The 25,583-nt window shown below is 74.5% G+C and carries 22 protein-coding genes; 10 read left to right on the plus strand and 12 right to left on the minus strand.

The annotated features are described in order from the left end of the window. Window positions 1-392 precede the first annotated feature (392 nt). Entirely contained in the window at window positions 393-965 is a 573-nt protein-coding gene (locus ACFQH9_RS25690; RefSeq protein WP_379569826.1) for a sigma-70 family RNA polymerase sigma factor, read from the plus strand. Continuing rightward, window positions 966-2,150, plus strand: coding sequence for an anti-sigma-D factor RsdA (locus tag ACFQH9_RS25695; RefSeq protein WP_379569828.1), 1,185 nt, complete (start codon window positions 966-968; stop codon window positions 2,148-2,150). A 93-nt stretch (window positions 2,151-2,243) separates the two neighbouring features. On the opposite strand, the gene ACFQH9_RS25700 is transcribed toward ACFQH9_RS25695, so the two are convergent. Further along, the gene (locus ACFQH9_RS25700) at window positions 2,244-2,627 is read right to left on the minus strand and encodes a DUF5319 family protein (protein ID WP_379569830.1); all 384 of its coding nucleotides are present in this window, start codon (window positions 2,625-2,627) and stop codon (window positions 2,244-2,246) included. Window positions 2,628-2,870: 243 nt separating this feature from the next. Here ACFQH9_RS25700 and guaB point away from each other — a divergent pair, with 243 nt between their 5' ends. Both guaB and ACFQH9_RS25710 read left to right on the plus strand, forming a co-directional pair. Further along, a complete protein-coding gene (gene guaB / locus ACFQH9_RS25705) occupies window positions 2,871-4,376 on the plus strand; it encodes an IMP dehydrogenase (RefSeq protein WP_379569832.1) in 1,506 nt (501 codons plus the stop codon). 20 nt (window positions 4,377-4,396) lie between these two features. Beyond that, a complete protein-coding gene (locus ACFQH9_RS25710) occupies window positions 4,397-5,521 on the plus strand; it encodes a GuaB3 family IMP dehydrogenase-related protein (protein ID WP_379569834.1) in 1,125 nt (374 codons plus the stop codon). Window positions 5,522-5,524: 3 nt separating this feature from the next. On the opposite strand, the gene ACFQH9_RS25715 is transcribed toward ACFQH9_RS25710, so the two are convergent. Genes ACFQH9_RS25715 through ACFQH9_RS25725 form a run of 3 tightly spaced genes read right to left on the minus strand, consistent with a single transcriptional unit; the run spans window position 5,525 to window position 8,166 of the window. Further along, the gene (locus ACFQH9_RS25715; protein WP_379569836.1) at window positions 5,525-5,902 is read right to left on the minus strand and encodes a DUF488 domain-containing protein; all 378 of its coding nucleotides are present in this window, start codon (window positions 5,900-5,902) and stop codon (window positions 5,525-5,527) included. Then, window positions 5,899-7,794, minus strand: a complete 1,896-nt coding sequence (locus ACFQH9_RS25720) for a helix-turn-helix transcriptional regulator (protein ID WP_379569838.1) — start codon at window positions 7,792-7,794, stop codon at window positions 5,899-5,901. The genes ACFQH9_RS25715 and ACFQH9_RS25720 overlap by 4 nt, the downstream gene beginning before the upstream one ends. Before the next feature lie 54 nt (window positions 7,795-7,848). After that, entirely contained in the window at window positions 7,849-8,166 is a 318-nt protein-coding gene (locus ACFQH9_RS25725; RefSeq protein ID WP_379569840.1) for a YdhR family protein, read from the minus strand. Window positions 8,167-8,599: 433 nt separating this feature from the next. Here ACFQH9_RS25725 and ACFQH9_RS25730 point away from each other — a divergent pair, with 433 nt between their 5' ends. Further along, window positions 8,600-9,094 (plus strand): pyridoxamine 5'-phosphate oxidase family protein, encoded by a 495-nt coding sequence (locus tag ACFQH9_RS25730; protein ID WP_379569842.1) that lies wholly within the window; start codon window positions 8,600-8,602, stop codon window positions 9,092-9,094. Window positions 9,095-9,725: 631 nt separating this feature from the next. On the opposite strand, the gene ACFQH9_RS25735 is transcribed toward ACFQH9_RS25730, so the two are convergent. Both ACFQH9_RS25735 and ACFQH9_RS25740 read right to left on the minus strand, forming a co-directional pair. Continuing rightward, window positions 9,726-10,523: an ABC transporter permease gene (locus ACFQH9_RS25735; protein WP_379569844.1), complete on the minus strand. Its 798-nt coding sequence runs from the start codon at window positions 10,521-10,523 to the stop codon at window positions 9,726-9,728. Beyond that, entirely contained in the window at window positions 10,523-11,482 is a 960-nt protein-coding gene (locus ACFQH9_RS25740; RefSeq protein WP_379569846.1) for an ATP-binding cassette domain-containing protein, read from the minus strand. Before ACFQH9_RS25740 ends, ACFQH9_RS25735 begins: the two co-directional genes overlap by 1 nt. Before the next feature lie 96 nt (window positions 11,483-11,578). Between ACFQH9_RS25740 and ACFQH9_RS25745 the strand changes: the two genes are divergently transcribed. Then, on the plus strand, window positions 11,579-12,367 hold the full coding sequence (locus ACFQH9_RS25745) for a TetR/AcrR family transcriptional regulator (protein WP_379569848.1): 789 nt from the start codon (window positions 11,579-11,581) through the stop codon (window positions 12,365-12,367). 433 nt (window positions 12,368-12,800) lie between these two features. Here ACFQH9_RS25745 and ACFQH9_RS25750 read toward each other — a convergent pair whose 3' ends face one another. Continuing rightward, the gene (locus ACFQH9_RS25750; RefSeq protein ID WP_379569850.1) at window positions 12,801-13,811 is read right to left on the minus strand and encodes a zinc-binding metallopeptidase family protein; all 1,011 of its coding nucleotides are present in this window, start codon (window positions 13,809-13,811) and stop codon (window positions 12,801-12,803) included. A gap of 216 nt (window positions 13,812-14,027) precedes the next feature. On the opposite strand from ACFQH9_RS25750, the gene guaA reads away from it, so the two are divergent. After that, window positions 14,028-15,578, plus strand: a complete 1,551-nt coding sequence (guaA, locus tag ACFQH9_RS25755) for a glutamine-hydrolyzing GMP synthase (RefSeq protein ID WP_379569852.1) — start codon at window positions 14,028-14,030, stop codon at window positions 15,576-15,578. Between the two features lie 57 nt (window positions 15,579-15,635). Here guaA and ACFQH9_RS25760 read toward each other — a convergent pair whose 3' ends face one another. Both ACFQH9_RS25760 and ACFQH9_RS25765 read right to left on the minus strand, forming a co-directional pair. Continuing rightward, on the minus strand, window positions 15,636-15,875 hold the full coding sequence (locus ACFQH9_RS25760) for a hypothetical protein (RefSeq protein ID WP_379569854.1): 240 nt from the start codon (window positions 15,873-15,875) through the stop codon (window positions 15,636-15,638). Continuing rightward, complete coding sequence (locus tag ACFQH9_RS25765; RefSeq protein ID WP_379569856.1) at window positions 15,868-17,181, minus strand: PspC domain-containing protein; 1,314 nt, start codon at window positions 17,179-17,181, stop codon at window positions 15,868-15,870. The genes ACFQH9_RS25760 and ACFQH9_RS25765 overlap by 8 nt, the downstream gene beginning before the upstream one ends. 109 nt (window positions 17,182-17,290) lie before the next feature. Between ACFQH9_RS25765 and ACFQH9_RS25770 the strand changes: the two genes are divergently transcribed. Beyond that, a complete protein-coding gene (locus tag ACFQH9_RS25770) occupies window positions 17,291-18,547 on the plus strand; it encodes a PspC domain-containing protein (protein ID WP_379569858.1) in 1,257 nt (418 codons plus the stop codon). After that, complete coding sequence (locus ACFQH9_RS25775) at window positions 18,544-19,236, plus strand: response regulator (RefSeq protein WP_379569860.1); 693 nt, start codon at window positions 18,544-18,546, stop codon at window positions 19,234-19,236. The genes ACFQH9_RS25770 and ACFQH9_RS25775 overlap by 4 nt, the downstream gene beginning before the upstream one ends. A 95-nt stretch (window positions 19,237-19,331) precedes the next feature. Here the strand turns inward: ACFQH9_RS25775 and ACFQH9_RS25780 are convergent, their stop codons facing one another. The 3 genes from ACFQH9_RS25780 to ACFQH9_RS25790 form a co-directional block, all read right to left on the minus strand. Then, window positions 19,332-21,623, minus strand: coding sequence for a hypothetical protein (locus tag ACFQH9_RS25780; RefSeq protein WP_379569862.1), 2,292 nt, complete (start codon window positions 21,621-21,623; stop codon window positions 19,332-19,334). A gap of 308 nt (window positions 21,624-21,931) precedes the next feature. Next, window positions 21,932-22,240, minus strand: a complete 309-nt coding sequence (locus tag ACFQH9_RS25785; protein ID WP_379569864.1) for a hypothetical protein — start codon at window positions 22,238-22,240, stop codon at window positions 21,932-21,934. Window positions 22,241-22,354: 114 nt separating this feature from the next. Continuing rightward, window positions 22,355-22,651 carry a chorismate mutase gene (locus tag ACFQH9_RS25790; RefSeq protein ID WP_379569866.1) on the minus strand — a complete coding sequence of 99 codons (297 nt, stop codon included), beginning with the start codon at window positions 22,649-22,651 and terminating at the stop codon, window positions 22,355-22,357. Window positions 22,652-22,887: 236 nt separating this feature from the next. Here ACFQH9_RS25790 and pcrA point away from each other — a divergent pair, with 236 nt between their 5' ends. After that, window positions 22,888-25,227 (plus strand): DNA helicase PcrA, encoded by a 2,340-nt coding sequence (pcrA, locus tag ACFQH9_RS25795; RefSeq protein WP_379569868.1) that lies wholly within the window; start codon window positions 22,888-22,890, stop codon window positions 25,225-25,227. Window positions 25,228-25,583: the final 356 nt, after the last annotated feature.

Consider the following 25,583-nt stretch of genomic DNA (forward strand, 5'->3'; position numbering starts at 1 on the left):
GCCGCCGCGCGTCCCCGCCCCCGCCGCGCGGCCGACCGGCCTCCGCGCGCCGGTTCCCGCGCGCCTTCCCGTGATCCGCCGTCGTCACCGGTCACGGTCCCTCGCCGAGCGGTGATCGACTCGACCGGGTCTCTCTCCGTGACGCCGTGCGTCCGGCTCACGCGTCCGGATGACCGCTCGCCGACGGGGCCCGACACGTCGGCGTCGGCATCGACACGGACCGCAACCAGGTGGCCCGTCGCCCGTCCTCATCCGTGAGAGCGGTTCCCGGACGTCTCTGGGGCTTCGCTACGGTGAACGTCGAAGAGACCCCGATTCGGCACTCTCCGTAGTCGGCCTCACCGAACGGATGATGACGAACATGCTGCGTAACGCCTGGACGACTCTGCGCGATGAGTGAACCGACAGACGTTCTCGACGAGCTGGTGGCATCTGCGATGGCAGGTGACCGCGGAGCGGTCGAACGTGTACTGGCCACCATCCGGCCGTTGGTCGTGCGGTACTGCCGCGCGCGCCTCGGCGGATCGGACCGGTCGTCCGTCTCGGCGGACGACGTCGCGCAGGAGGTGTGTCTGGCCGTGCTGACGGCCTTGCCCGGCTACCGGGTCCAGGGACGACCGTTCCTGGCCTTCGTCTACGGGATCGCGTCGCACAAGGTCATCGACGCGCATCGTGCAGCGGGCCGGAACCGGTCGGAGCCGGTCGCCGACGTGCCGGACTCCGTGGAGTCCGGGGACGGACCGGAGCAGCGCGCGCTGCGCGTCGAGCTGTCCGAGCAGATGTCGCGCCTGCTCGACCAGCTCCCGGAGAAACAACGCGAGATCATCGTCCTGCGCGTGGTCGTGGGGCTGAGCGCGGAGGAGACGGCGGAGGCCGTCGGGTCCACACCCGGCGCCGTCCGCGTGGCCCAGCACCGGGCGCTCGCCCGGCTGCGCAAGAACATGCCCGAGGAGGAGGTGGTCTGAATGTCCGACCGTGACCCGGGCGGCCTCCCCTTCGGCCGCCCCCGGAACGGGACCAACGGCGCCAACGGCAGCAACGGTACGAACGGCAACGGCTACCACGGCGGTCCTCCGCACGGGGTGCCGAGCCGGCCGATCCCGTTCCCGGCCGGGCGCCACGGCGCCCGCGCCGAGGAGGCCGAGTTCGCCGACGAGCCGCTCGACCTGGTCGCCGTGCAGGCGGACGACGAGCTGATCAACGCCCTCGCCGCCGGCATGACCGTCTCGGCCCCCGGCCACGGCGGCTACGACGCGGACGACAAGGTCGTCGCGATGCTCGCCGCGTGGAAGGCCGATGTCGACGCCGAACCGATCCCGGAGCTGGTCGACCTCGACACGGCGGCGGCGGCCGTCGGGTCCGGTTCGGCCAGGCGCCCCTCGTCGCGGCGCCGGCACCTGGTCCCGCTGGCCGGCGCGGCCGCGCTGCTGGTCTTCAGCATCGCGGGCGTGTCCATCGGCGCGCAGGACGCGGACCCGGGCAGCCCCCTGTTCGGCGTCACCCAGGTCCTCTACAAGGACGCGGCGAACTCCAAGCTCGCGGCCGTCGAGGTCAAGCAGCGCATCGAGCAGGTCAACGCCAAGCTCGCGCGCGGCGACACCGCCGGGGCGCAGCAGGACCTGCAGGCGCTCGCGCCCCTGCTGGAGCAGGTCCGCCCGGAGGAGGGCAAGACCTACCTCGCCGCCGAGCAGACCTTCCTGGCGCAGAAGGTGCAGGAGACGCCGGCCGGCCAGCCGACCGATCCGCGCGCCCCGCTGCGCAACGGCACGCCGCGGCCGCAGGCCCCGGCGACCGAGGGGGACAAGGACCCGGTCCAGCAGGAGCAGCCGGGCGTGCCGCCCGCGGACTCGTCGAGCACGGCACCGTCGTCGAGCCCGAACAGGCCGACCTCGCCGTCGGACTCGCGGGACGACCCGCGCACGCAGGATCCGGGGACGGTCGACCCGCGGATCGCCGGCGTCCCGGCGCCGTCGCCCAGCAGCTCGACGGCCCCGAGTTCCTCCACCTCGACAGCGCCGCCGCCCAAGCCCGAGGGCGCGGCGGACCCGGCGACCCCCTCGTCGAGCACGCCGCCGGGCACCACCACCACCTCGATGGGCTCGACGACCCCGGCCACGTCGACCACGGAGCCGACGCCCCCCACGAGCTGAGGTCCTACCCGCGCGAAGGCCCCCGACCGGATCCCTGGTCGGGGGCCTTCGGCGTGATCGGGGCGCGTGATCGCGGGGCGCGATGCGGGAGGCTCAGTCGTCGCTGAGGGCCGCGTCCGCGTAGCCGCGGCAGTACTCCCACGTGACGTAGTGCGCGGGATCCGGGTCGAACGCCGGCTCGTGCGGGCGCATCTGCCCCTCGTCGAGCAGCTGCTGCAGGCTCGAGCGCAGCAGGTTCCACTCGTGGAAGTGCTGCTCGCCGCAGTCCGCGCAGTCGACGAGGATGCCGCGGATGCCGCGGTGCTCGAGCAGGGCCTGGTACACGGCCAGGTCCGCGAGGTCGGCCACGACCTCCTCGCGCTCCTCCTCGGTCAGCTCCTCGTGCTCCTCCGCCCCGCCCTCGTCGAGCGACAGGGCAGGGTCGTAGGGATCGCCCGCGAAGGGGTCGGGGGGCAGGCCGTCGAACGCCACGTCCACACGGTACCGCGTCCGGCCGGGCGGGGAGGACGCTGTCCACCGGCCCACCCACAGGCCTGTGGACAACTCGTCCGGCCTGGGGACGGGCGCGGAACGGCCGACGCGGACCCGGGTGTGTCGGGCGACTCCCCACGGCGGACCGGAGGCGCCGCGGCGCCCGGATACCATGGAGTCCTGCGACGGTGGTCCACCCGAGCCGCGAGCGGGCCGCCTGGACGTCCGGTGAAGGGTGCACGACCAGCCATGACGAGCGAGATCCACGGACTGCCGCCGAAGTTCGCGATGCTCGGCCTGACCTTCGACGACGTGCTGCTGCTCCCCGCGGAGTCCGACGTCGTCCCGAGTTCGGTCGACACGAGCACCCAGCTGTCCCGCCGCGTGCGGATCCGGGTGCCGCTGGTGTCGTCGCCGATGGACACGGTGACCGAGGCGCGGATGGCGATCGCCATGGCCCGCGCCGGCGGCCTCGGGGTGCTGCACCGCAACCTCTCCGCCGAGGAGCAGGCCACCCAGGTCGAGGTCGTGAAGCGGTCCGAGGCGGGCATGGTGACCGACCCGGTGACCTGCTCGCCCGACGCCACCCTCGCCGAGGTCGACGCGCTGTGCGGCAAGTACCGCATCTCCGGCCTGCCGGTCACCGACTCCGAGGGCAGGCTCGTCGGGATCATCACGAACCGGGACATGCGCTTCGAGGTGGACCACCAGCGCCCGGTGCACGAGGTGATGACCAAGGCACCGCTGATCACCGCGCGGGTCGGGGTCACCGCGGAGGCGGCCCTCGGCCTGCTGCGCCGGCACAAGCTCGAGAAGCTCCCGATCGTCGACGGCGAGGGCGTGCTCCGCGGCCTGATCACGATCAAGGACTTCAACAAGACCGAGAAGTACCCGCTGGCCACCAAGGACCCGGACGGGCGCCTGGTCGTCGGCGCCGCGGTCGGCGTCGGCGAGGACGCCTACGCCCGCGCCATGGGCCTGGTCGACGCCGGGGTGGACGTGCTGATGGTCGACACCGCGCACGGGCACTCCCGGCGCGTGCTGGAGACCGTCGCCAAGCTGCGGGCCGAGGTCGGCGAGTCGGTCGACGTCGTCGGCGGCAACGTGGCCACCTTCGCCGGGGCGCAGGCCCTGGTCGAGGCGGGCGCGGACGCGGTCAAGGTCGGCGTGGGCCCGGGGTCCATCTGCACCACCCGCGTGGTCGCCGGCGTCGGCGCCCCGCAGATCACCGCGGTGTACGAGGCCGCGCGCGCCTGCGCGCCGGCCGGCGTCCCGGTGATCGCGGACGGCGGCATCCAGTACTCCGGGGACATCTCCAAGGCCATCGCGGCCGGCGCCTCGACCGTGATGCTCGGCAGCCTGCTGGCGGGCACGGCCGAGTCCCCGGGCGAGCTGATCTTCGTCGGCGGCAAGCAGTTCAAGACCTACCGCGGGATGGGCTCGCTCGGCGCCATGCAGTCGCGCGGCGGCGGCAAGTCCTACTCCAAGGACCGCTACGCGCAGGACGACGTGCTCAGCGAGGACAAGCTGGTCCCCGAGGGCATCGAGGGGCGGATCCCGTTCCGCGGCCCGCTGCAGTCGGTGGTCCACCAGCTCGTCGGCGGCCTGCGGTCCGGGATGGGCTACGCGGGCGCGCAGACGATCCCCGAGCTCCAGCAGGCCCAGCTGGTCCGGATCACCGCGGCCGGGCTCAAGGAGAGCCACCCGCACGACGTCACCATGACGGTCGAGGCCCCGAACTACGCCGCGCGGTAGGGCGTCTACGCTGGTCACCCGTGCGTGACCTCGTGGAGATCGGGATGGGCCGGGAGGCCCGTCGTGCCTACGACCTGAACCAGGTCGAGATCGTGCCCTCGCGGCGGACGCGGAGCTCGCAGGAGGTCTCGACCGCCTGGCAGCTCGACGCGTACCGGTTCGAGATCCCGCTCGTCACGCACCCGACGGACGCGGTGGTCTCCCCGGCCACCGCGGTCGCGATCGGCAAGCTGGGCGGCCTGTCCGTGCTCAACGCCGAGGGCATCTGGTCCCGGCACGCCGACGCGCAGGGCGCGATCGCCCGCGTGGTCGAGGCGGCCGACTCGGACGACCCGACCGCCGCGGTGCGGATGCTGCAGGAGCTGCACGCGGCCCCGATCCAGGAGGACCTGCTCGCCGAGGCGCTGCGCACGGTCCGGGACGCGGGGGTCACGGTCGCGGCCCGGGTCAGCCCGCAGCGGGCCCGCGAGCTCACCCCGGCGCTGCTCGCCGGAGGCGTCGAGATCCTGGTCGTGCAGGGCACGATCATCTCGGCCGAGCACGTCAGCAAGGGCGAGCCGCTCAACCTCAAGGACTTCATCAACTCGTTGGACGTGCCGGTCGTCGCCGGCGGCGTGGGCGACTACCGCACCGCGATGCACCTGATGCGCACCGGCGCGGCCGGCGTGATCGTCGGGTACGGCGAGTCGAGCGCCACCACCACGGACGAGGTGCTGGGCATCGGCGTCCCGATGGCGACCGCGCTGGTCGACGCCGCGGCGGCCCGCCGGGACTACCTCGACGAGACCGGCGGCCGGTACGTCCACGTGATCGCCGACGGCGGCATCAACGGCTCCGGGGACGTCGCCAAGGCCATCGCCTGCGGCGCGGACGCGGTGATGCTCGGCGAGCAGCTCGCCGACTCCGCCGACGCCCCCGCCGACGGTCTCTACTGGACCTCCGCCGCCGCGCACCCGTCGCTGCCGCGCTCGGACGTCACGGGCTTCGCCCCCTCGGACCGCACGCTGGAGCAGGTCCTGTTCGGTCCGTCGTCCACGCCGTACGGCACGGTGGACCTCTTCGGCGCGCTGCGCCGGGCCATGGCGAAGACCGGCTACTCGGACCTCAAGGAGTTCCAGCGGGTCGGGCTGACCGTCCGGGCCTGACCCTCACCCCGCCCCCTGCTCGGCCAGCCGCGCCCGCAGGTAGTCGCGCAGCGCCACGGCGTTGTTGTGCTCGCGGTCCCGGGCGCTGTAGAGCAGGGTCACCGGGCCGGACCGGGCGGCCTCGAGCAGCGGCCGCCAGGCCTGCGCGTGGGCGTCGAGCTCCGCGAAGTAGCGCCGGCGGAACTCCTCCCAGCGCTCCGGATCATGGCCGAACCACCGGCGCAGCTCGGTGCTGGGGGCGACGTCCTTGACCCAGCCGTCCATCTCGAGCGCCTCGCGGCGCACCCCGCGCGGCCACAGCCGCTCGACCAGGTAGGACCGGCTCCCGGGCTGCGGCTCGTGGTCGTACACCCGGGTCAGCCGGATGTGGTCCCCGCTCACGAGGCGATCCCGGCCTCGACGGCCACCCGGGTCGCCTCGGCCCGGTTCCGCACGCCGAGCTTCGTGTAGATGTTGCTCACGTGCCGGTTCGCCGTGCGCTCACTGATGACGAGCGTGCGGGCGAGCTCGACGTTGGTCAGGCCCGCGGCGAGCAGGGACAGGACCTCCTGCTCGCGGGGCGTGAGCTCGAGGAGCGCCGGGCGGGGCGGGGCCGAGTGGTCCCGCGGGAGCTGTTCGTCGAGCACGTGCCGGGCGATCCAGCCGTCCAGGCCGGAGTCGCCGAAGTCGAGCACCGCGAGGCGGTGGGGCAGGCCGCCGGTCGTCACCGTGCCGGCGGGGACGAACCCCATCGTGCGCAGCAGCGGCGAGACCGCCTCCCACTCGTGCACGGCGGTGTAGACGCGGCGCAGGGTCGCCCGGTGCTCGAGGTAGGAGCGCTTGAGGTCGACGACGAGGGTGGCCAGCTCGGGCGCGGCGAGCTCGCCCCGCCGGTGCCCCAGCAGCGACCGCACGAGCAGCGCCCGGCCGCCGGCCGGGGGCGGATGCCGGCGCAGGTGCTCCGTCGTCGCACCCAGCACGGGGTCGCCGCGCAGCGGGCTCTCCACGACCTCGTCGTGCACCGCGACCGTGCTGAACGCCGTGACACCCGCCTCGCCGCGGGCGACATGGAAGTCCTGCGACCGCTCCCGCCACCAGGTCTCGGTCAGCGCGGCGCCCGCGGCACCGGTGAACCGGGTCGCGATCTCCAGGATCGCCGCGCGGTCCTCGGGCCAGGCCCGCTCCGCGGGGTGGTGCAGGCCGCCCGGCGGGGCGTAGGCGTTGCGGATGACCGGGTTGCGGACCAGGTGCATCAGGTCCGCGGTGGTGTCCCAGTCGGGGGTCCGGGCGTCGTCGGCCGCGGCCGGCCCGTCGAGGATCGCGTGGGCCGCCCGGGTCCGCAGTGCGCGGACGCGGTCGGGGTCACGGCGCTCCAGCGCGTCGAGCGCGACGGCCCGGGCCACGCCGGAGAGCTCGAGGCCGGACTCGGAGACGCGGGTCAGCGGGATCCTCCGCAGCACGGCCCAGGCCCGGTCCGGGTCGTGCCCCGGCAGCACCGAGCGCAGCAGGGGACGGGTCACGCGCCGCAGCACCGTCGCCGCCTCGACCACCTCCAGCTCGGCCGGGTCGAGGTCGTCGAGCAGGACCTCGAACAGCTCCTCCGCCACCTCCCCGGGGGTGCCGGCCGCCGGGGCGGGCGCACCGCCGGACCGGTGCAGGGCCTCCGCGGCGATGGCGGCGGCCAGCGGGTGTCCGTGGGCGAGGGCGCTCACCCACGCGCGCTGCCCGTCGTCGAGCCCCCGGCCGCGCAGCAGCTCGTCGAGGTCCTCCGGCGGGAGGGGGCCCACCGCCAGCTCGGCGACGAGCGGCCGCCAGCCCGGCGAGGTCCGCCAGGCGAGGTTGGGGGCGCGCCGGCCCACGACCACGGTGGTGACGTGCGCCGGGAGGGCGGCGACCAGCTCCGCGCGCAGCCAGCCGTCGAGCAGGTTCCAGCGCTCGTACGAGTCGACGACCAGCACCTCGGTGTCGAGCGCGGCCATCGCGCGGGACGCCTCCGCCGGGGTGCCGACGGGCCGGCCGAGGACCCGGCCCAGCGCCGCCAGCGCGCCGGGCGGGGTCGGCTCGACGGCGCGCCCGTCCAGCTCCACCCACCGCCGGCCGAGCCGGGTCAGGGTGCCCCGGACCAGCGTCGTCTTGCCGATGCCGCCGGGGCCGTGCACGAACCCGACCGCCGGGCCCGTGGGGTCCAGCCAGGACCGGAGGACCCGCTGCTCCTCCGCCCGGCCGACGAGCTCGGTGGCGCGGGCGGCCGCGAGGCGGTCCGCGACCAGCGCAGGAGCGTCGTCGGCCGGCACGTCCGGAATGGTAGGGCCGGGACGGGCACCGGCGACCGGGTCGAACGGGCACGATCAGGCCGCGGCCGCCGCGAGGTCGGGCGCGGTGAGGGCCGTCGGCGCGGCGAGGACCTCGAACTCGCGGACGACGAGACCGGTCAGGGCCGGGTTGCGGGTCATCGCCCCGAACGTGTCGGTGCGCCGGGAGCGGTCCGCGGCTCCGCGGTCGGTGAACAGGTAGACACCGCCGTAGGTCCCGCTGTCGGCGTCGGCGAGCCACCACTTGCCGAGCAGGCCGGGCCAGGTGGTGAAGGCGGGCGCGACGGCCTCGGCGTGCGCCGCGTAGGCCGCCTCGGGGACGGTGATGCCGAAGGTGACGATCCGGATGTACACGGGAGACCTCCTGGTCGTGGTCCTGCAGAGGTCCCGAAGGCTAGGAGCCCGCGGGGGCCGCACACCTCGGCGGAACGCTCCATCCGGCCCGGCGGTGAGATGGAGCGCGAATGGAGCGTTCGCCCGACGCCGGGGCGGCCGCCGCTTCCTGGCGTTCCGCCACCGCCCTCTCCACCTGCCTGTACCACCACCGGGTCGGCACGACGGCCGATCTCGCCGCCCGCGGGCTCGACGCCGCCGAGGCGGTCCTGCGCCGGGACGCCGACGACCAGGTGCTGGCTCCGGGCTCGCCGAGGCGGGCAACGACGTTTCCACGACGCGGGCCAGCCGGGTCGCCGGCGGGTGGCGCTCGACGGGCGCGGGCACGATGCAGGTGTGGGCGGGTGACGGGAACCTGACGGACACTGTCAGGGTTCCGACCTACGGTCCCGGCATGACCACCTCCTGGCAGGAGTTCGAGAAGGACGCGCCGCGGATCGCGGAGATCTTCCGCCGGCGGCACGCCGCGACCGGGAACCTGTGCTTCCTGGGCACGTTGCGCCCGGACGGGTTCCCCCGGATCTGCCCGATGGAGCCGCGGTTCTTCGAGGACCGGTTGTGGCTGGTCGGCATGCCGGACACGGCGAAGTTCCGCGACCTCGACCGCGACCCCCGCTTCACGCTGCACACGGCGACCGTCGACACCCACGTGTCCGAGGGCGACGCGAAGGTGTGGGGCACCGTCGAGGACGTCCGGGACCCGGAGCTGCACGCCCGCTTCGCCGACGACCTGTTCGCCGAGACCGGCTTCGACCTGCGCGGCCGGACCTTCGACCGGTTCCTCGGCGCCCGCCTGGTCGGGGCGTCGGCGGTCGAGGTGGGGGACGGCCACCTCGACGTCACGGTCTGGCGGGCAGGTGGGCAGGAGAAGGTGATCCGCAAGCACTGACCCGCGCTGGTGGGTCCGTGCGCGGGAAGTGGTGCCGGAGCATCGCCTCCCGCGCACGACGGCTGCCGGGGCCGGGGGCGCAAACCGGGTGCCGAGGTGCCGCGGCTCCGGCCGACCTCGCGCACCCCGTCGGACGCGGCGCACCCCGTCAAGCGCGGCGCACCCCGTCGGGCGCGGCGCACTTCGTCGGGCGCGGCGCACCCGCTGTGGCGTCGCGGCACACCCGCGGGGTACGTCGCACGGGCCGTCGACGGGGTGTGGCGCGGCCGGGCGGGTGTGGCGGCACGGCAACCCGGGCGCCGACCCGGGCGCTGACCAGGGCGCTGACCAGGGCGCTGACCAGGGCGCTGACCTGGGCGCTGACCAGGGCGCTGACCAGGGCGCTGACTCGGGCGCTGATCTGGGCGTCGACTCGCTGGCGCGCGCCGCCCTCGGGCTCGGGCCGCCCTGCCCGGAACGCCCCACACCCGGCCGGGCGCGGCGCAGGCCGTCGACCGGGTGTGCGGCGCTCCTTCCTGGTGTGCGGGCGCGCTCCAGAGGGTGTGCCCGGCCGGGATGGGTGGGCGAGGTCGGAGGGGGTGCCGCGCCCGGGCGGGTGCGGGCCCGTCCCGGCCGGTCGGGGTCGGTGGGGTCAGATCGTCGCCGAGCGGATGGACCGGATGCCGACGGCCAGCCCGACCAGGGCGGTGACGACGGCCGCGGCGAACCCCCACAGCACGGCGGGGTCGGCGACGGTGCCGGCGAACAGGACCCGCTCGGCGTCGACGACGTAGGTGAGCGGGTTGAACTTCGACACCACCTGCATCCAGCCGGGGCCGGTCTCCAGCGGCAGCATCATCCCGGACAGGATGAGCAGCGGGAAGAGCAGGGACTGCTGTACCGCCCAGAAGATCCACTCGGTCTTGCGGGCCGCGATCGCCAGCGCGTAGGACAGCGCCCCGATCCCCACCCCGAACACACCCAGCAGGACCAGGCCCACCAGCACGTGCAGCGGGTACAGCACGAAGCCGAACGGGACCGCGACCAGCGTGATCACCGCGGCCTGCACGACCAGCGGGGTGAGCTCCTTGAGCGCGCGGCCGACCATCAGCGAGGACCGGGACAACGGCGTGGCGAGGATCCGCTCGAAGGCCCCGGTCATGATCTCGAACTGCAGGTTGGCGCCGGTCATCGACGTGCCGAACATCGTGATCATCACGACCACGCCGGGCAGGAACCACTGCAGCGACGACCCGCCGAACGGCGCACCGTCGCCGGCCAGCCCGGCGAGCAGCGGGCCGAACAGCCCGAGGAACACCAGCGGCTGCAGCAGGGAGAAGATCAGGGAGAACGGGTCGCGGACGAGGGTGAGGGTCTCCCGCCACCAGACGTGTCCGACGTCGGTGAACACGCTCGTGCGGGGCGGTGCGGGCAGGGCGGCCACGGCCATCAGGACTCTCCTTCGCGCAGCGAGCGCCCGGTGAGGTTGAGGAAGACGTCGTCGAGCGTGGGCTGGCGGGCGGACGCGGCGATCACGTCGACCCCCGCCGCCCGCAACCGCTCCAGCACGCCGGGCATGGCGTGCGAGGCGGCCTCGACACGCACGGAGAGGGCGTGCCCGTCGGCGTCGAGCCGCTCGGCGGGCTCCGATCCCTCCGTGGCGAGCAGCGCCCGCGTCCGCTCGGCGTCCGGGGGCCGGACGACGACGGTCAGCCGGTCGCCCGCCTGCTTGCGCTTGAGCGCGTCGGCGGTGTCGTCGGCGATCACGCGCCCGTGGTCGATGATCACGACGCGCTCGGCCATCGCGTCGGCCTCGTCGAGGTAGTGGGTGGTGAGCACGATCGTCGCGCCGCGCTCCTCGCGGATCCGCAGGATGTGCTCCCACAGGTTGGCCCGGTTCTGCGGGTCCATGCCCGTGCTGGGCTCGTCCAGGAACAGGAGCCGGGGTGCGTGGATCAGCCCGAGCGCGATGTCGAGCCGCCGCTTCTGTCCGCCGGACAGCGAGCTGACCTTGCGCAGCCGCAGGCCGGTGAGGTCGAGGGTCTCGAGGAGCGACTCGGCGGACTCCCGCGCCGCCGCCTTGGTCATCCCGTAGAAGCGGCCCTGCATCAGCAGCTCGTCCCACACCCGGTAGTTGTGGCCGGCGCCGTCCTTCTGGCCGATGTAGCCGATCCGGCGGCGGACCTCGGCGGGGTGCTGGGTGACGTCGACGCCCGCCACGTGCGCGGTGCCGGAGGTGGGTGGGAGCAGGCTCGTGAGCATCCGCAGGGTGGTCGACTTGCCGGCGCCGTTCGGGCCGAGGAACGCGACGAGCTCGCCCTCGGCCACGTCGAGGTCGACGCCGCGCACCGCCTCGACCGTCTCCCTGCCCACCCGGAAGGTCCGGGTGAGCGACTCGGTGTGGATCATCAGGTCCCCTCGTGCGCGAATCTCCGTACGACGTACTGCGTTCCGGCCGGATACCATACACCGTACGAAGTGATCGTCGGAAGGAATTTCGCGTCAGTGGACGAACCGGACACCGAGTACGGCACGCCCGAGGGGCGGGCCATGATCCGGCTGCTCTGGGACCCGCCGCCGCCGCCGACCCGCGGCCCCCGGCAACGGCTCACCCTCGAGCAGGTGGTGGCCGCGGCCGTCGAGGTCGCCGCGACGCAGGGGATCGACGAGCTGTCCATGCGCAAGGTCGCCCAGCACCTCGGCGTCGGCGCCATGAGCCTGTACACCTACGTGCCCGGCAAGGACGAGCTCTTCGAGCTGATGATCGACCGTGCGTGGGCGGGTCGCCGGCTGCCGCAGCGGGACCTGCCGTGGCGGGCGCAGGTGGAGTTCCACGCGCGGGAGGCCTGGCGGATGTACCAGGAGCACCCGTGGCTGATCCGGTCCAACCTCTGGCGGATGCCGCTGGGTCCGCACGTGCTCGACGCCCAGGAGGACCTCTACCGGGCCGTCGCGCTCACCGGGCTGCCGGAGGCGACCGTGAGCCGGGTCGCGAACCTCGTGGAGTCGCACGTCTTCGGGGCGGCGCGCGCCGCCGTCACGGACACCAGCGTGTCCGCGCGCACCGGCGTCACGCAGGACGACTACTACGAGTCCCGGTCGAGCTTCTGGGGCACCTACTACACGGCCGGGCGCTTCCCGACCATGACCCGGATCTGGGAGAAGGGCGGCTTCGACGAGGAGTACTCCGACGACACCTGGGAGTTCGGCCTGCGCCTGCTGCTCGACGGCGTGGAGCGGCTGGCGGCGGCCGGGTCCGGGGGACCGGCCGGGCCGGACGGCTCAGACCGGTGACGGCTCGGCCGCGGCGCGGTCGTAGGCCGCGCGCGCGGCGATGATCTCCTCCCGGTGCGTCTCGGTCCAGGTGACCAACGCCTGGATCGTCTCGTGCAGCGTGCAGCGTGCAGCCCAGGTCGGTGAGCACCGCCCCCGGTCACCGTGATGACGGCGGCCGCCGCGGTGGGGTCGCTGGCCGCGTTCGTCGCGGTCGAGCGGCGGATCGGCCGGGCGGGCGGGGCGCCGCTGCTGCGGCTGGGGATCCTGCGGTCGCCGCGGCTGCGCCGGGCCAACCTCGGTGCGACGGCGCTCGTCGGCTCCTTCCTCGCGTTCCAGTTCGTCACGGTGCTCTACCTGCAGGAGCTGCGCGGCTGGACGACGGTCGAGACGGGCCTGCTGCTCGCGGTCGCGGGGATCGACGCGGTGCTGGCGCCGGTGCTGGCCCCGCTGCTCACGCTGCCGCTGGCACGTACCCGGGTCGCGCGACGACGAGGTCGTGCACGAACCGCAGCTTGTCCAGCACCGTCGGGGCGAGCACGAAGGGATACAGGTCGGGGTGGCCCATCGAGCGGTTCACGGCGTTGAGCGCGTAGGTGAGCGGGAGCCAGGCGGCGATGATCGCGTCGAAGTCCTTCTCGGACTCGTCCGGCTCGGAGACGAGCTCCTCGCGGGTCTCCCGCGGGCCGTGCACGCTGATCCCGAAGGCCGCCGCGGTCTGCGAGGTGTCCCGGATGTGCAGGTAGTGCGCGAAGGTCTCGGCCCAGTCCTCCCACGGGTGGGCGGTGGCGTAGGCGCTGACGTACCGGTCCTCCCAGCCGTCCGGCGGTGCGGAGGAGTAGTGCCGCTCCAGGGCGTCGGCGTAGGACTCCCGCTCGTCGCCGAAGAGGGTGCGGAACTCGTCGTCGCGCCCGGGCCGGTCGACCAGCACCTCCCAGTACCAGTGCCCCGTCTCGTGCCGCAGGTGCCCGAGCAGGGTGCGGTAGGGCTCGGCGAGCTGCACCCGCGTCCGCTCGCGGTAGCCGGCGTCGCCCTCGGCCAGGTCGAGGGTCACCACACCGCCCGCGTGCCCCGTCGTCACGGGTCCGTGGGCGCTCGAGAGCAGGTCGAAGGCCAGCCCGCCGACGGGATCCTCGCCCCTGCCGACGACGGGCAGCGCCAGGTCGTCGAGCTGGTGGAGCAGCCGGCGCTTGGCCTGCTCGGTGAGGGCGAAGGCGGCCAGGCCCTCGGTGTCGTCGTCCGCGGGGCGGGTCCGGGTGAGCGCGCAGCAGTCGCACAGCGCCCCCGGCTCGGCGGCGAACCAGTTGCACGTGGCGGTCCCGCGGTTCGCGCACCGGTGCCGGCCCTCCGCCCGCACGATCGCCCGCTCGGCGCGCGAGAAGCCGATCTCCGTGCCGCACGTGAGGCACACCGAGTTCTCGAAGAAGACCAGCGCGGAGCAGTGGGGGCAGGCGAAGGCGCGCACGCGGCTCGTTACCCGATCACGTCCGGCTCCACACGCTCCAGGTCGACCGCCACGCACGCCGGTGCTCCGCCCGGAGTCCGCGAAGCGGGCGGGTCGTCCGCCCGGTTCGCCGTCCACGGCCTCCAGCCTTCCACGGTGTCCGGCGGTGTTCGGCCGGCTCGTGGTGCGTCCGGGCGCCGGACCGGGTGACGCAGGTCGCCGATTACCCTGGTCGTCGTGGAGAACCCCACCGTCCTCGTCGTCGACTACGGCGCCCAGTACGCCCAGCTGATCGCCCGCCGCGTCCGCGAGGCGCAGGTGTACTCCGAGATCGTCCCGGCGGAGACGCCGGTCGAGGAGATCGTCGCCCGCCGCCCCGCCGCCGTCGTGCTGTCCGGGGGGCCGTCCAGTGTGTACGCCGAGGGCGCGCCGCGCCTCGACGAGCGGCTGTTCGAGGCCGGGATCCCGGTCTTCGGGATGTGTTACGGCTTCCAGGCCATGGCGCAGGCCCTCGGCGGCGAGGTCGCGCCGGACGGCACGCGCGAGTACGGCCGTACCGAGGTGCACGTCTCCGCGGACCCCGGGGTGCTCCACGACGGGCTGCCGAGCAGCCACCCCGTGTGGATGAGCCACGGCGACTCGGTCACCCGCGCGCCCGAGGGCTTCACGGTCACCGCGTCGACGGACCGGGTGGCGGTCGCGGGCTTCGAGAACCGGGAGCGCCGCCTGGCCGGCGTGCAGTACCACCCCGAGGTCGGGCACTCCCCGCACGGCCAGGAGGTGCTGCGCCGCTTCCTCCACGAGATCGCCGGCATCACCCCGACCTGGAACACCGCGTCGATCATCGACGAGACCGTCGAGGCGATCCGCGCCCAGATCGGCGACGGCCGGGCCATCTGCGGGCTCTCCGGCGGCGTCGACTCGGCGGTGGCCGCCACGCTGGTGCAGCGCGCCATCGGCGACCGGTTGACCTGTGTGTTCGTCGACCACGGGCTGCTGCGGGCCGGCGAGCGCGAGCAGGTGGAGAAGGACTTCGTCGCCGCGACCGGCGCCAACCTGCACACGGTCGACGCGCGGGAGCGGTTCCTCGACGCGCTCGCCGGGGTCACCGACCCCGAGGAGAAGCGCAAGATCATCGGCCGGGAGTTCATCCGGGTGTTCGAGGCCGCCACCAGCGAGGTCGCGGCCGAGGAGCACGTCGGGTTCCTCGTGCAGGGCACGCTGTACCCGGACGTCGTCGAGTCCGGCGGCGGGTCGGGCACGGCCACGATCAAGAGCCACCACAACGTCGGCGGCCTGCCGGACGACATCGAGTTCGAGCTGGTCGAGCCGCTGCGGGCGCTGTTCAAGGACGAGGTCCGCGCGGTCGGCGCCCAGCTGGGGCTGCCCGAGGTGATCGTGCAGCGCCAGCCCTTCCCGGGCCCCGGCCTGGGCATCAGGATCATCGGCGCGGTCGACGCCCGGCGGCTCGAGACGCTGCGCCAGGCGGACGCGATCGCCCGCGAGGAGCTCACCGTCGCCGGCCTGGACCGCTCGATCTGGCAGTGCCCGGTCGTGCTGCTGGCCGACGTCCGGTCCGTCGGGGTCCAGGGCGACGGCCGCACCTACGGCCACCCGATCGTCCTGCGGCCGGTCAGCTCCGAGGACGCCATGACCGCGGACTGGACCCGGCTGCCCTACGAGGTCCTCGAGCGGATCTCCACGCGGATCACCAACGAGGTCGCCGAGGTCAACCGGGTCGTCCTGGACGTCACCAGCAAGCCGCCGGGCACGATCGAGTGGGAGTGAGCGAACGGCGCCCTCGCTCACGGATGTGAGCGAGAGCGCCGTTCGTGCCGACCGTGGTCAGCGCTTGCGGACGCTCGCGACCAGCAGCACCAGGCCCAGCACCACGGCCCCGGCGGCGAGCAGCCAGCGCGGGTCGAAACCCGACAGGTCCGGGGCCCGGCCGAGGAACCCCGACCCGGCGATGCCCAGGCTGACCAGCCCGACGATCAGGGCCAGCGGGTCCGGCATGCGGCGCACCGCCCGCCGCTCGTCCTGCTCGTGGGTGTCGGGCTGCCGGACGTCGTAGGGCTCAGACACGCTGCACCTCCACGGAGGCGGCGCCCCCGGTCAGGTCGAGGACGAGGGGCCGGCCGGAGCGGATGCCGTCCGCGCCGAGGTCGTCGGTCACGGTCAGGCTCGCGTCCGGGCTGGCGTGGCGGTTCCCGTCGAAGGTGATCTCGCCGAGGTCGACGTGGCCGGTGAGGCTCACGTCGGCGTCTCGCGGCACGAACACCCGGATGTCGCCGACGCCCACGTTGACCGAGGTCCGGACCGGGGTCGCCGCGGTGCCGGGCGGCACGCCCAGGTCGAGCCGGCGCAGGTCCAGCTCGATCGTCCCCGCGCCGCGCTCGTAGCTCGGCGCCACCGCGGCGGGGGTGGTGGGGGCGGCCCGCAGGTCGCCCACGCCGGCCCCGAAGTTCGCCAGCGGCACCTTCACCGCGAGCGACGCCCAGGTGAGCACGGCCAGCAGCAGCGCGAACGGGACGAGGCCGCGGCCGCCGCGGGTGAAGGCGCCGACCACCAGCCCGACGCCGAGGATCGCCAGCGCGGTCGCGAACACCACGGGCAGCCCGGCCAGGCCGGAGGTCAGCAGCACCACCGCGCCCGCGATGCCGCCGCCGAGCAGGGCGAGGGCCAGCGTGACCGGGGTGACCCGCGAGCGGCGCGGGGCGGGGGCGGGCTCGGGCTGCGCGGGTTCGGGCAGGTCCCAGGCGAAGGGCGCCGCGCCGAGCGGGTCCCAGGCCGGCGGGGTGCCGCGGTCCAGCGGATCGGGGACCCGGTCCCCGTCCTTCGCGGTCCCGTCCCGCGCACTGCCGTCGGACCGGGCCACGGTCTCGTCGTCGACGACCCCGTCGGCCGGGATGTGCGCGGCCGGCGCGTCCGCCCCGGCGGCCGAGGTCGTGCGGTCGCCGCGGGACCCGAGGTGGCCGCGGCTGCGGTGCAGCAGGAAGAGCAGGACGAGGACGGCCAGCGCGGGGAGGACGACGCTGCCGTCGTTGCCCCAGAACAGACCGCTGGTCAGCAGCAGGGCCAGGATCAGCCCGGCCAGCACCAGCGGCGGGGCGGTGCGGCCCGAGGAGCGCGCGGCGGTGCCGGTGGCGGCGCCGTCGAGCGGGTCGTCCTTCTCGGCCGCCGGCAGCAGGACCCAGCCCGCGAGGTAGAGGGCGATCCCGATCCCGTAGAAGGCGGCGACGACGAAGCCGACGCGCACGAGGACCGGATCGATGTCGTAGCGGCGGGCGAGCGCGGCGGCCACGCCGGCGACCTTGCGGTCCTGCCGCGGCCGCGACGGGCGGGTCTCCCACATGTCCCGCAACGTCGTCCCGACGTCGGTGCTGTTCATACCGCCGACCCTCCCCGCCCGCGCGCACCCACGGTATCGGGGAGGACCCCGAGAAGCCCCGGGGACCGACCCCGGTGTCCGGGGTTCCCCCGCGTGTGACCATGGAGCCGTGACCAGCCCAGCCACCCGCGCCGCACCGCTCGCGCGCCGCCGGTCCGGGCGGCTCCTCGCCGGTGTCGCCGGCGGGGTCGCCGACCACCTCGGCGTCAACGTGCTGTGGGTGCGGGTCGCCTTCGTGGTGCTGGCCGCCACCAACGGGGCCGGTGTGATCGCCTACGGCCTGCTGTGGGTCTTCGTGCGGCAGGAGGCCGCGGACGTCACCCGCGAGGTCACCGTCAAGGAGCGGCAGCAGGCGATGGGGCTCGCCGCCCTCGGCCTGGGCATCGGCCTGGCGGGGGCGGCCCTGCAGAACCAGGTCGTGGGCTGGATCGTCGGGCCGCTCGGCGTGGCGGCGCTCGGCGCGGCCGTCGTCTGGCGGGAGGCGGACGAGGCGCAGCGGCGGCGCTGGACGAGCGGCGCGCGCAGCGGGTTCCTCGGCGGCGGCCGCACCGCGCTGCTGCGGGTGGTCGCGGGCGGGGTGTTCGTCGCCGCCGGCATCACGGTGTTCCTGCTCGGCAACCTCGACCTCGGCCAGCTGCAGTTCGGCGTCCTCGCGGTGCTCGCGACCCTGGTCGGCGTCGCGGTGCTCACGGTGCCGTGGTGGGTGCGGCTCGCCCGGGACTTCGGCGAGGAGCGCCGGCAGCGCATCGTCACGGCGGAGCGCGCGGAGATCGCCGCGCACCTGCACGACTCGGTGCTCCAGACCCTGGCGCTGATCCAGAAGCAGTCGCACGACCCGCGCGAGGTGCAGCGCCTGGCCCGCGGTCAGGAACGCGAGCTGCGGCACTGGCTGTACGGGCCGTCGGGCTACGGGCGCGGCGGCGAGCAGCCGGGGCCGCCGGGGGAGACCCTCGGGTCGGCGCTGCAGGCCGCGGCCGCCGAGGTGGAGGACACCTACGCGATCACCGTCAACCCCGTGATCGTCGGCGACCACCCGCTCGACGGCGCCGACGGCGGCCTGCGCGCCCTGGTCCTGGCCACCCGCGAGGCGATGGTGAACGCGGCCAAGCACGCCGGGGTGGACGAGGTGAGCGTGTACGCCGAGGTGGAGGCGGAGTCCGAGCGGACCGAGGTGCACGTCTTCGTGCGGGACCGCGGCAAGGGCTTCGATCCCGAGGCCGTGCCCGAGGACCGGCACGGGCTCGCCGACTCCGTGCACGGCAGGATGAGCCGGCACGGCGGCGCGGTCCGGCTGCGCAGCGCGCCGGGCGAGGGCACCGAGGTGCACCTGGAGATGACGATCGAGGCCGAGCGGGAGGACGCGTGAGCGAGGCAGCGGTGACCGGGCCGACCACGGGGCCGATCAGGGTCTTCCTGGTCGACGACCACGGCCTGTTCCGGGCCGGCGTGCGCGCCGAGCTGGAGCGGGGGGCCGCGGGCGACCCGCCGATCGAGGTGGCGGGCGAGGCGGGGTCCGTCGACGAGGCCGTCGCGGGCATCGGGCACCTCAAACCCGACGTCGTCCTGCTCGACGTGCACATGCCCGACGGCGGCGGCGCGGCCGTGCTCGCCCGGGTGCGGCCCGCGCAGCCCGACGTCGTGTTCCTGGCGCTGAGCGTCTCCGACGCCGCCGAGGACGTCATCGCGGTGATCCGCGCCGGGGCCCGCGGCTACGTCACGAAGACGATCTCCGCGCGCGAGCTGGGCGACGCGGTGCGGCGGGTGCGGGCGGGCGACGCCGTCTTCTCGCCCCGTCTCGCCGGTTTCGTGCTCGACGCCTTCTCCGACCGCCCCGGTGCCGCCCCCGCCGTCGACCCCGAGCTCGACCTGCTCACCCGGCGCGAGCGCGACGTGCTGCGGCTCCTGGCCCGCGGGTACGCGTACAAGGAGATCGCCGGCGAGCTGTTCATCTCGGTGAAGACGGTCGAGACGCACGTGTCCAGCGTGCTGCGCAAGACCCAGCTGTCCAACCGCTACGAGCTGTCCCGCTGGGCCTCGGACCGCCGACTGGTCTGAGGGCCACCCGTCCCGCGCGGGGGAGCGGTGACGAGGCGAAGGCCCGCGCCGTGTCGGGGAGCGGGCCTTCGGTCGGCTCTGCCGGTCAGGAAGTCCTACCGGCCGCCGAGCAGCCCGCCGACGGCCTTCGTGGTGCCCTCGAGGCCGCCGGTGACGGTCCGCGCCGCGTCGCCGACGCCCTCGGAGGTCGAGCGGACCAGCGAGTCGGAGCCGCCGGAGTTCCGCGAGCCGGAGGACGAGCCGCCCGAACCGGAGCCGTCGGAACCCGAGCTCTGCGACTCGGACGCATCCGAGCCCGACCCGCGGGAGCCGGAGGACCCGTCACGGTCCGCTCCCGAGTTCGATCCGGACCGCGCCCCGCCCGACTGCGACCCACCGGACTGCGACCCACCCGACTGCGACCCACCCGACTGCGACCCACCCGACTGCGTGGGGGAGGCGGAGCCGCTCGACCCGGAGGCCGAGGACCCGCCCGGCGAGCCCGCTCCACCGAGCAGCCCGCCGACCGTCTTCTGGACCGGGGCCGCGACGCCGCCGACGGTGTCGACCACGTCCTGCACCGGAGCGGGGGCGGTGTCCGTCACGCTCTCGACCGCGCGCGTGACGGGTGCGAGCTTCGTGGTCTGCTCGACCGCCGGGCCGTTCGCGGCCGCCGGAGCAGCCGAGGTGGGCTGAGCGGGCTGAGTGGCCGCCGACGTGTCCAGCAGGCCGGTGACCGGCGCGGCCGCCTCGAGCAGCGGGCCGGTGACCGGGGCCGTCGCCCTCAGCAGCGGTGCGGTGAGCGGGGCCGCGGCGGACAGCACCGGTGTGGTGACCGGCTCGAGGACGTCCACGAGGGGCGTCACGGCGGGCTTGAGGGCGTCCGTCAGGGGGGCGACGACGTTCTCGGTCGCGGGCGCGACGACGTCCTCGACGACCGGCGTGGTGAGCGGTCCGACCGCACCGGCGAGCGGTGCGACGGCGGGCGCCGCGGCCGCGGACACGGCCCCGCCGACGGCGCCGACGGTCCCGGTCGCGACCTGCGCGACCGGCTGCACCACGGGCTTCACGGCCCCCACGACCTGCTGGGCGGTCCGGTCGACGGGCTCGAGGACGGGCGCCGCGGTCCGGCCGACGTCCTCGACGACGCCGGTGACGCCGCGCGTCACGGGCGCCAGCGGGGCGGCCGCGGAGTCCACGCCGCGCACGACGCCGCCGACGGACCCGGTCAGCGGGTCGACCACGCCGCCGCCGACCACCGAGGTCACCGGCTTCACGACGCCGCCGCCGACCGCTCCGGTCACGGGGGTGAGCACCTCGCCGACGGGCCGGGTGACTCCGCCCCCGACCTCGCCGACCACGCCGCCGACGCCACCGACGACGTCGCCCACGGCGCTGCCCACGACGCTGCCGCCGCCCGAGCCGCTGCCGCCGGAGCCGCCGGTGGACCCGCCGCCGGAGGTTCCGCCGCCGGTCGTGCCGCCACCCCCGAGGATCGGGTCGAGGATGTTCGGGGCGGGCGCCGAACCGCCGCCGGTCCCGCCGCTGGCCGGGGCGACCCCCGTGCCGGTACCGGCGACCGTCCCGGCGGGGACCGGCCCGACGAACGACCCGGCCGACGCCGCCGTGCCGCTCCGGGGCGCGAGTGCGCCGGTGCCGCCGAGCGCGGACGCGGTGGCGGGGTCGACCAGCGCCGACGGGAACGCCACCGTCATCCAGGAGTTCGGGGCGCCCTGGCCCGCGTCGAGACCCCCGACGCCGCCGACGCCACCGATCAGGGCGCCCTGGATGCCGTCCCGCAGGGACATGCCGGGGAAGCTGCCGTCGGCGCCGGCCTGCGCCTCCGAGCTGCGGTTCGAGGTCTCGGTGAGCACGGCCGCCGCCAGCACCGAGCCCGTGGCCACGAGCGCTCCCGCGGCGACGGCGGCGCGCCGGGCGCCGGGTTGGCTGCGCCGGCCCAGCTGCGCGGGACGCGGCTGGATGGGGCGGTCGAGCGCGTGCGGCGCGCGGCCCTCGCGGCGCAGGAGCGCTCCGACGGAGATGATCTGGCTGGGTCGCGGGTCCTCGGGGTCCGGCAGCGCGTGCCCGCCCGTGGGACCGCCGACGGCCGGGGCCTCGTCGTCGAGGTCCTCCGCCTCGTCGACGTCGAGACCGGCGGGCGGGAGGGCCGGGGCATGCGCCTCGTCGTCGAGGTCCTCGTGCGCGGGGCGCGGGGCGGGGATCCGGGGCAGCGGCCGGCGGTCGCCGTCGGTCTCGGCGGCCCCGCGCACGGCGGCCACGGGCGGGGCGCCGTCCGCGTCGGCCGGGGCGCTGCGCTGGGCGGGGACGTCGCGACGCAGCAGCTCCGCGACCGTGACGGGGTTCTCCGGCGGCAGCGGGTTGCCGACACGGTGCTCGAACGTGGCCACGACCGGCCGACCTCCTCAAAGGACGCGGGGAGCGACCCGGACAGGTCTACCGGAGTCACAGGCTGTTCACCAAGTGTCATTCGCCCGCTCATCGCGGGTCGCGCATCCGGGTGAACTCCGCTCGGCGAAAGAGGTCGACCGTTGAGCGCGCGCCGATCGGTCCCTGATCCGGTGTGGACCCGTATCCGCGCAGCTCGGAGGGGGTCCGGCCGGCTGTCAGCACGTGCTAACCAGGCGTGACGACCTGCCCGAACGCCGTGACGCAGCGTCACGTCACGACTCGGACACATCGCGTGTTCGACTCCCGGTCAGCGGGAGGTCGGGTACTTCGCGCGCTCCTGCTGCAGGCCGCGGTAGCCCACCACGCCGCCACCGGCCGCCAGGAGCATGCCGATGACGTCCGCGGTGAGGCTCGGGCCGCTCGTGATGAGCAGACCGAGCAGCGCGACGCCGGTGGCGCCGGCCGCGACCGGCAGCCGGGTCCGGGTGTAGGCGGCGATCTCGGCGCCGGCCGCACCCTTCTTCTTGGCGGCGTTGTTCAGCATCGCGACGTAGCCGAAGTGTCCGAGAGCGGCCAGCAGCCCGACGAGCGCGATCAGCGAGAAGACGATCCCCATGGACACCACAGTGCCACGGCGGCGCAGGTCCGTGCGGGGGATTCGCCGGGCGGCGGCGCAGCCCTGAGCGGGACCGCGGCCGCCGTCGCCCCGGGGTCGTCCGACCGCCTGCGGTCAGCGCGCGCCGAGCCGCCCGCGCCCGAGGCGCAGCAGCAGCATCGCGAGCTCGCGGCCCTCGACGCCGAGCTCGCGGAAGCGGTGGAGCACGGTCATCTCGCGGCTGTAGACGATGCGCGGCCCACCGGCCGCCATCCGCGCCGAGCCGATCCGCCGCGAGACCTCGGTGCGCCGCTTGACCAGGCGCAGGATCTCGGAGTCGAGGTGGTCGATCTCCTTGCGGAGCTCGGCGATCTCGGCGTCGGTCGGGGCCTCGGTGGGGACCTCGGAGAGGTGGTCGTCGGTCACGGACATCGGTCTACTCCTCACAGGGCGCGTCCACCGACCCCGGACAGAACGATGCCCCGGGTCCGTGGACTCCGGGGCGTCGGGTCTGGTGCGTCAGCGGGCGACGGGTGCCGGAATCCGGTACCCGTAGCGAAATCGTCCCGTCGACGCGGTGCGGTGCACGCGGACAGTCTGCCACACGGCGCGCGGTCCGTGCGCCGATGCCGGTTCGGTCGGGGGGCGGAGGTACCGTGTTCGACACGATGAGCGCTCTGTTCGAACTTCCCGCCCAGGCTCCCGTGGAGCCGAAGACGAAGCGCGGCGCGGCACTGCTGGAGGGCCTCAACCCCAAGCAGCGCGAGGCCGTCACGCACGCGGGGAGCCCGCTGCTGATCGTCGCGGGCGCGGGGTCGGGCAAGACCCGGGTGCTCACCCACCGGATCGGCTGGCTGCTCGCCGAGCGGAGCGTCCACCCCGGCGAGATCATGGCGATCACCTTCACCAACAAGGCCGCGGCCGAGATGAAGGAGCGGGTCGACGGGCTGGTCGGCCGCCGGTCCCAGGCGATGTGGGTGTCGACCTTCCACTCCATGTGCGTGCGGATCCTGCGCCGCGAGGCCAAGCACCTCGGCGTGCGCAGCGCCTTCTCCGTCTACGACGCGGACGACACCCGCCGGCTGATCGGGATCGTCGCGCGGGACCAGGAGCTGGACCCGAAGAAGTTCGCCGCCCGGTCGCTGGCCGCGCAGATCTCGAACCTCAAGAACGAGCTGATCACCGCCGAGGACTTCGCCCAGCGCGCGGGCAACGAGCACGAGCGCCGGGTCGCCCAGGTCTACGCGACCTACCAGGAGCGGCTGCGCCAGGCGAACGCGTTCGACTTCGACGACCTGATCATGGAGACGGTCGCGCTGTTCCAGCGGATGCCCGCCGTGGCCGAGTACTACCGGCGCCGCTTCCGGCACGTGCTGGTCGACGAGTACCAGGACACCAACCACGCCCAGTACGTCCTGGTCCGCGAGCTGGTCGCCCCCGCGACCCCGGGCGCGGTGCCGGCCGAGCTCTGCGTGGTCGGCGACTCGGACCAGTCGATCTACGCGTTCCGCGGCGCCAACATCCGCAACATCGTGGAGTTCGAGCAGGACTTCCCGGATGCGACCACCGTCCTGCTCGAGCAGAACTACCGCTCCACCCAGACGATCCTGTCCGCGGCCAACGCCGTCATCGCGCGCAACCCGAACCGCCGCGACAAGCGGCTCTGGTCGGAGCAGGGCGACGGGGAGCGGATCGTCGGCTACGTCGCCGACAACGAGCACGACGAGGCGAGCTTCGTCGGGCAGGAGATCGACCGGCTCGTCGACTCCGGCGAGTTCCGCAACTGCGACATCGCCGTCTTCTACCGGACCAACGCCCAGTCCCGGGTGTTCGAGGACGTGTTCCTGCGGATCGGGCTGCCGTACAAGGTCGTCGGCGGCGTGCGGTTCTACGAGCGCCGCGAGATCCGGGACGCGCTGGCCTACCTGCGGGTGCTGTCCAACCCCGAGGACACCGTGAGCCTGCGCCGCATCCTCAACGTGCCCAAGCGCGGCATCGGGGACCGGGCCGAGGCCCTGGTCGCGGACTACGCCGAGCGCGAACGGATCTCCTTCAGCCAGGCCCTGCGGGTCGCCGCGGAGGAGCCGGCGAGGCTGCCCGAGCTCGCCACCCGCTCCCAGCGCAACATCGCGGCGTTCCAGCGGATGCTCGACGAGCTGCGCGAGGGCGTCGACCGCGGGGACGACACCGCCGAGATCCTCGAGAACGTCTACGGCCGCACCGGCTACACCGAGGCCCTCGAGGCCAGCGAGGACCCGCAGGACGGCACCCGGCTGGAGAACCTGGCCGAGCTCGTCACGGTCGCCCGGGAGTTCGCCGGCGACGCGGCGGTGGCCGACCTCGACACGTCGGACGTCGAGGTGGGGGCCCCGGAGCCGGGCTCGCTCGCGGCGTTCCTGGAGCGGGTCGCGCTGGTCGCCGACGCCGACTCCATCCCGGACGACGACCAGGGCATGGTCACCCTGATGACCCTGCACACCGCGAAGGGCCTGGAGTTCCCGGTCGTGTTCCTCACCGGCTGGGAGGACGGGATCTTCCCGCACATGCGCACCCTCGGCGATCCGGACGAGATGGCGGAGGAGCGGCGGCTCGCCTACGTGGGGATCACGCGGGCGCAGCAGCGGCTGTACCTGTCCCGGGCGATCGTGCGCTCGGCGTTCGGCCAGCCCAGCACGAACCCGGCCTCGCGGTTCCTCGACGAGGTGCCGGCCGAGCTGGTCGACTGGGCGCGCTCGGAGCCGGAGCGGCCCTCGGCGCCGGTGGGGCGGTTCGGCTTCGGCCGCCGGTCCACGGCCGGCGACCGCGGGGACTGGAAGGTCCCGCAGCGCACCATGACCTCGGAGCTGAGCCTCGACGTCGGCGACCGGGTCAACCACGACAAGTACGGGCTCGGCACGGTCGTCGCGTCGGACGGCGTGGGGCCGCGGGCCACGGTGACGATCGACTTCGGCAGCGCCGGCACGGTCCGGCTCATGCTGATCGGCGGCGTCCCGATGCAGAAGCTCTGACGGCCCCGGCTCGGCGCGGTGTGGAACCACGATCCGCTTCAGCGCGGCCGTGAGATCGCGTCAGGGAATCCCTACTGCGCCGAGGGACCCGTTCGGATAGCACTATGGACCATAACGCGCCGGAAAGGCCCTCTTCTCGCGTTATGGAACCATAACCCGCTCGGGAGGGCGCTCTTCTCGCTTTATGGAACCATAACGAGTTCAGAACGGCGCTCCGCTCGCGCTGTGGAACCATGATGCGAGAGAACGCCTGCAGAAGGCGCGTCATGGAACATGATGCGCGGCTAGTTGTCCCACCTACGGAGGTTGGTGACACTGCGGGCGTGGACACGCCAGGGCCGATGATCTTGAAATAA

The sequence above is a fragment of the Pseudonocardia lutea genome (assembly GCF_042658055.1).
GTDB lineage: Bacteria > Actinomycetota > Actinomycetes > Mycobacteriales > Pseudonocardiaceae > Pseudonocardia > Pseudonocardia lutea.

Coding starts and splice junctions, on each gene's coding strand:
- guaB (WP_379569832.1), top strand. CDS start 2,871: ATGACGAGCGAGATCCACGGACTGCCGCCGAAGTTCGCGATGCTCGGC.
- ACFQH9_RS25730 (WP_379569842.1), top strand. CDS start 8,600: ATGACCACCTCCTGGCAGGAGTTCGAGAAGGACGCGCCGCGGATCGCG.
- ACFQH9_RS25740 (WP_379569846.1), bottom strand. CDS start 11,482: ATGATCCACACCGAGTCGCTCACCCGGACCTTCCGGGTGGGCAGGGAG.
- ACFQH9_RS25690 (WP_379569826.1), top strand. CDS start 393: ATGAGTGAACCGACAGACGTTCTCGACGAGCTGGTGGCATCTGCGATG.
- ACFQH9_RS25695 (WP_379569828.1), top strand. CDS start 966: ATGTCCGACCGTGACCCGGGCGGCCTCCCCTTCGGCCGCCCCCGGAAC.
- pcrA (WP_379569868.1), top strand. CDS start 22,888: ATGAGCGCTCTGTTCGAACTTCCCGCCCAGGCTCCCGTGGAGCCGAAG.
- ACFQH9_RS25765 (WP_379569856.1), bottom strand. CDS start 17,181: ATGAACAGCACCGACGTCGGGACGACGTTGCGGGACATGTGGGAGACC.
- ACFQH9_RS25735 (WP_379569844.1), bottom strand. CDS start 10,523: ATGGCCGTGGCCGCCCTGCCCGCACCGCCCCGCACGAGCGTGTTCACC.
- ACFQH9_RS25790 (WP_379569866.1), bottom strand. CDS start 22,651: ATGTCCGTGACCGACGACCACCTCTCCGAGGTCCCCACCGAGGCCCCG.
- ACFQH9_RS25785 (WP_379569864.1), bottom strand. CDS start 22,240: ATGGGGATCGTCTTCTCGCTGATCGCGCTCGTCGGGCTGCTGGCCGCT.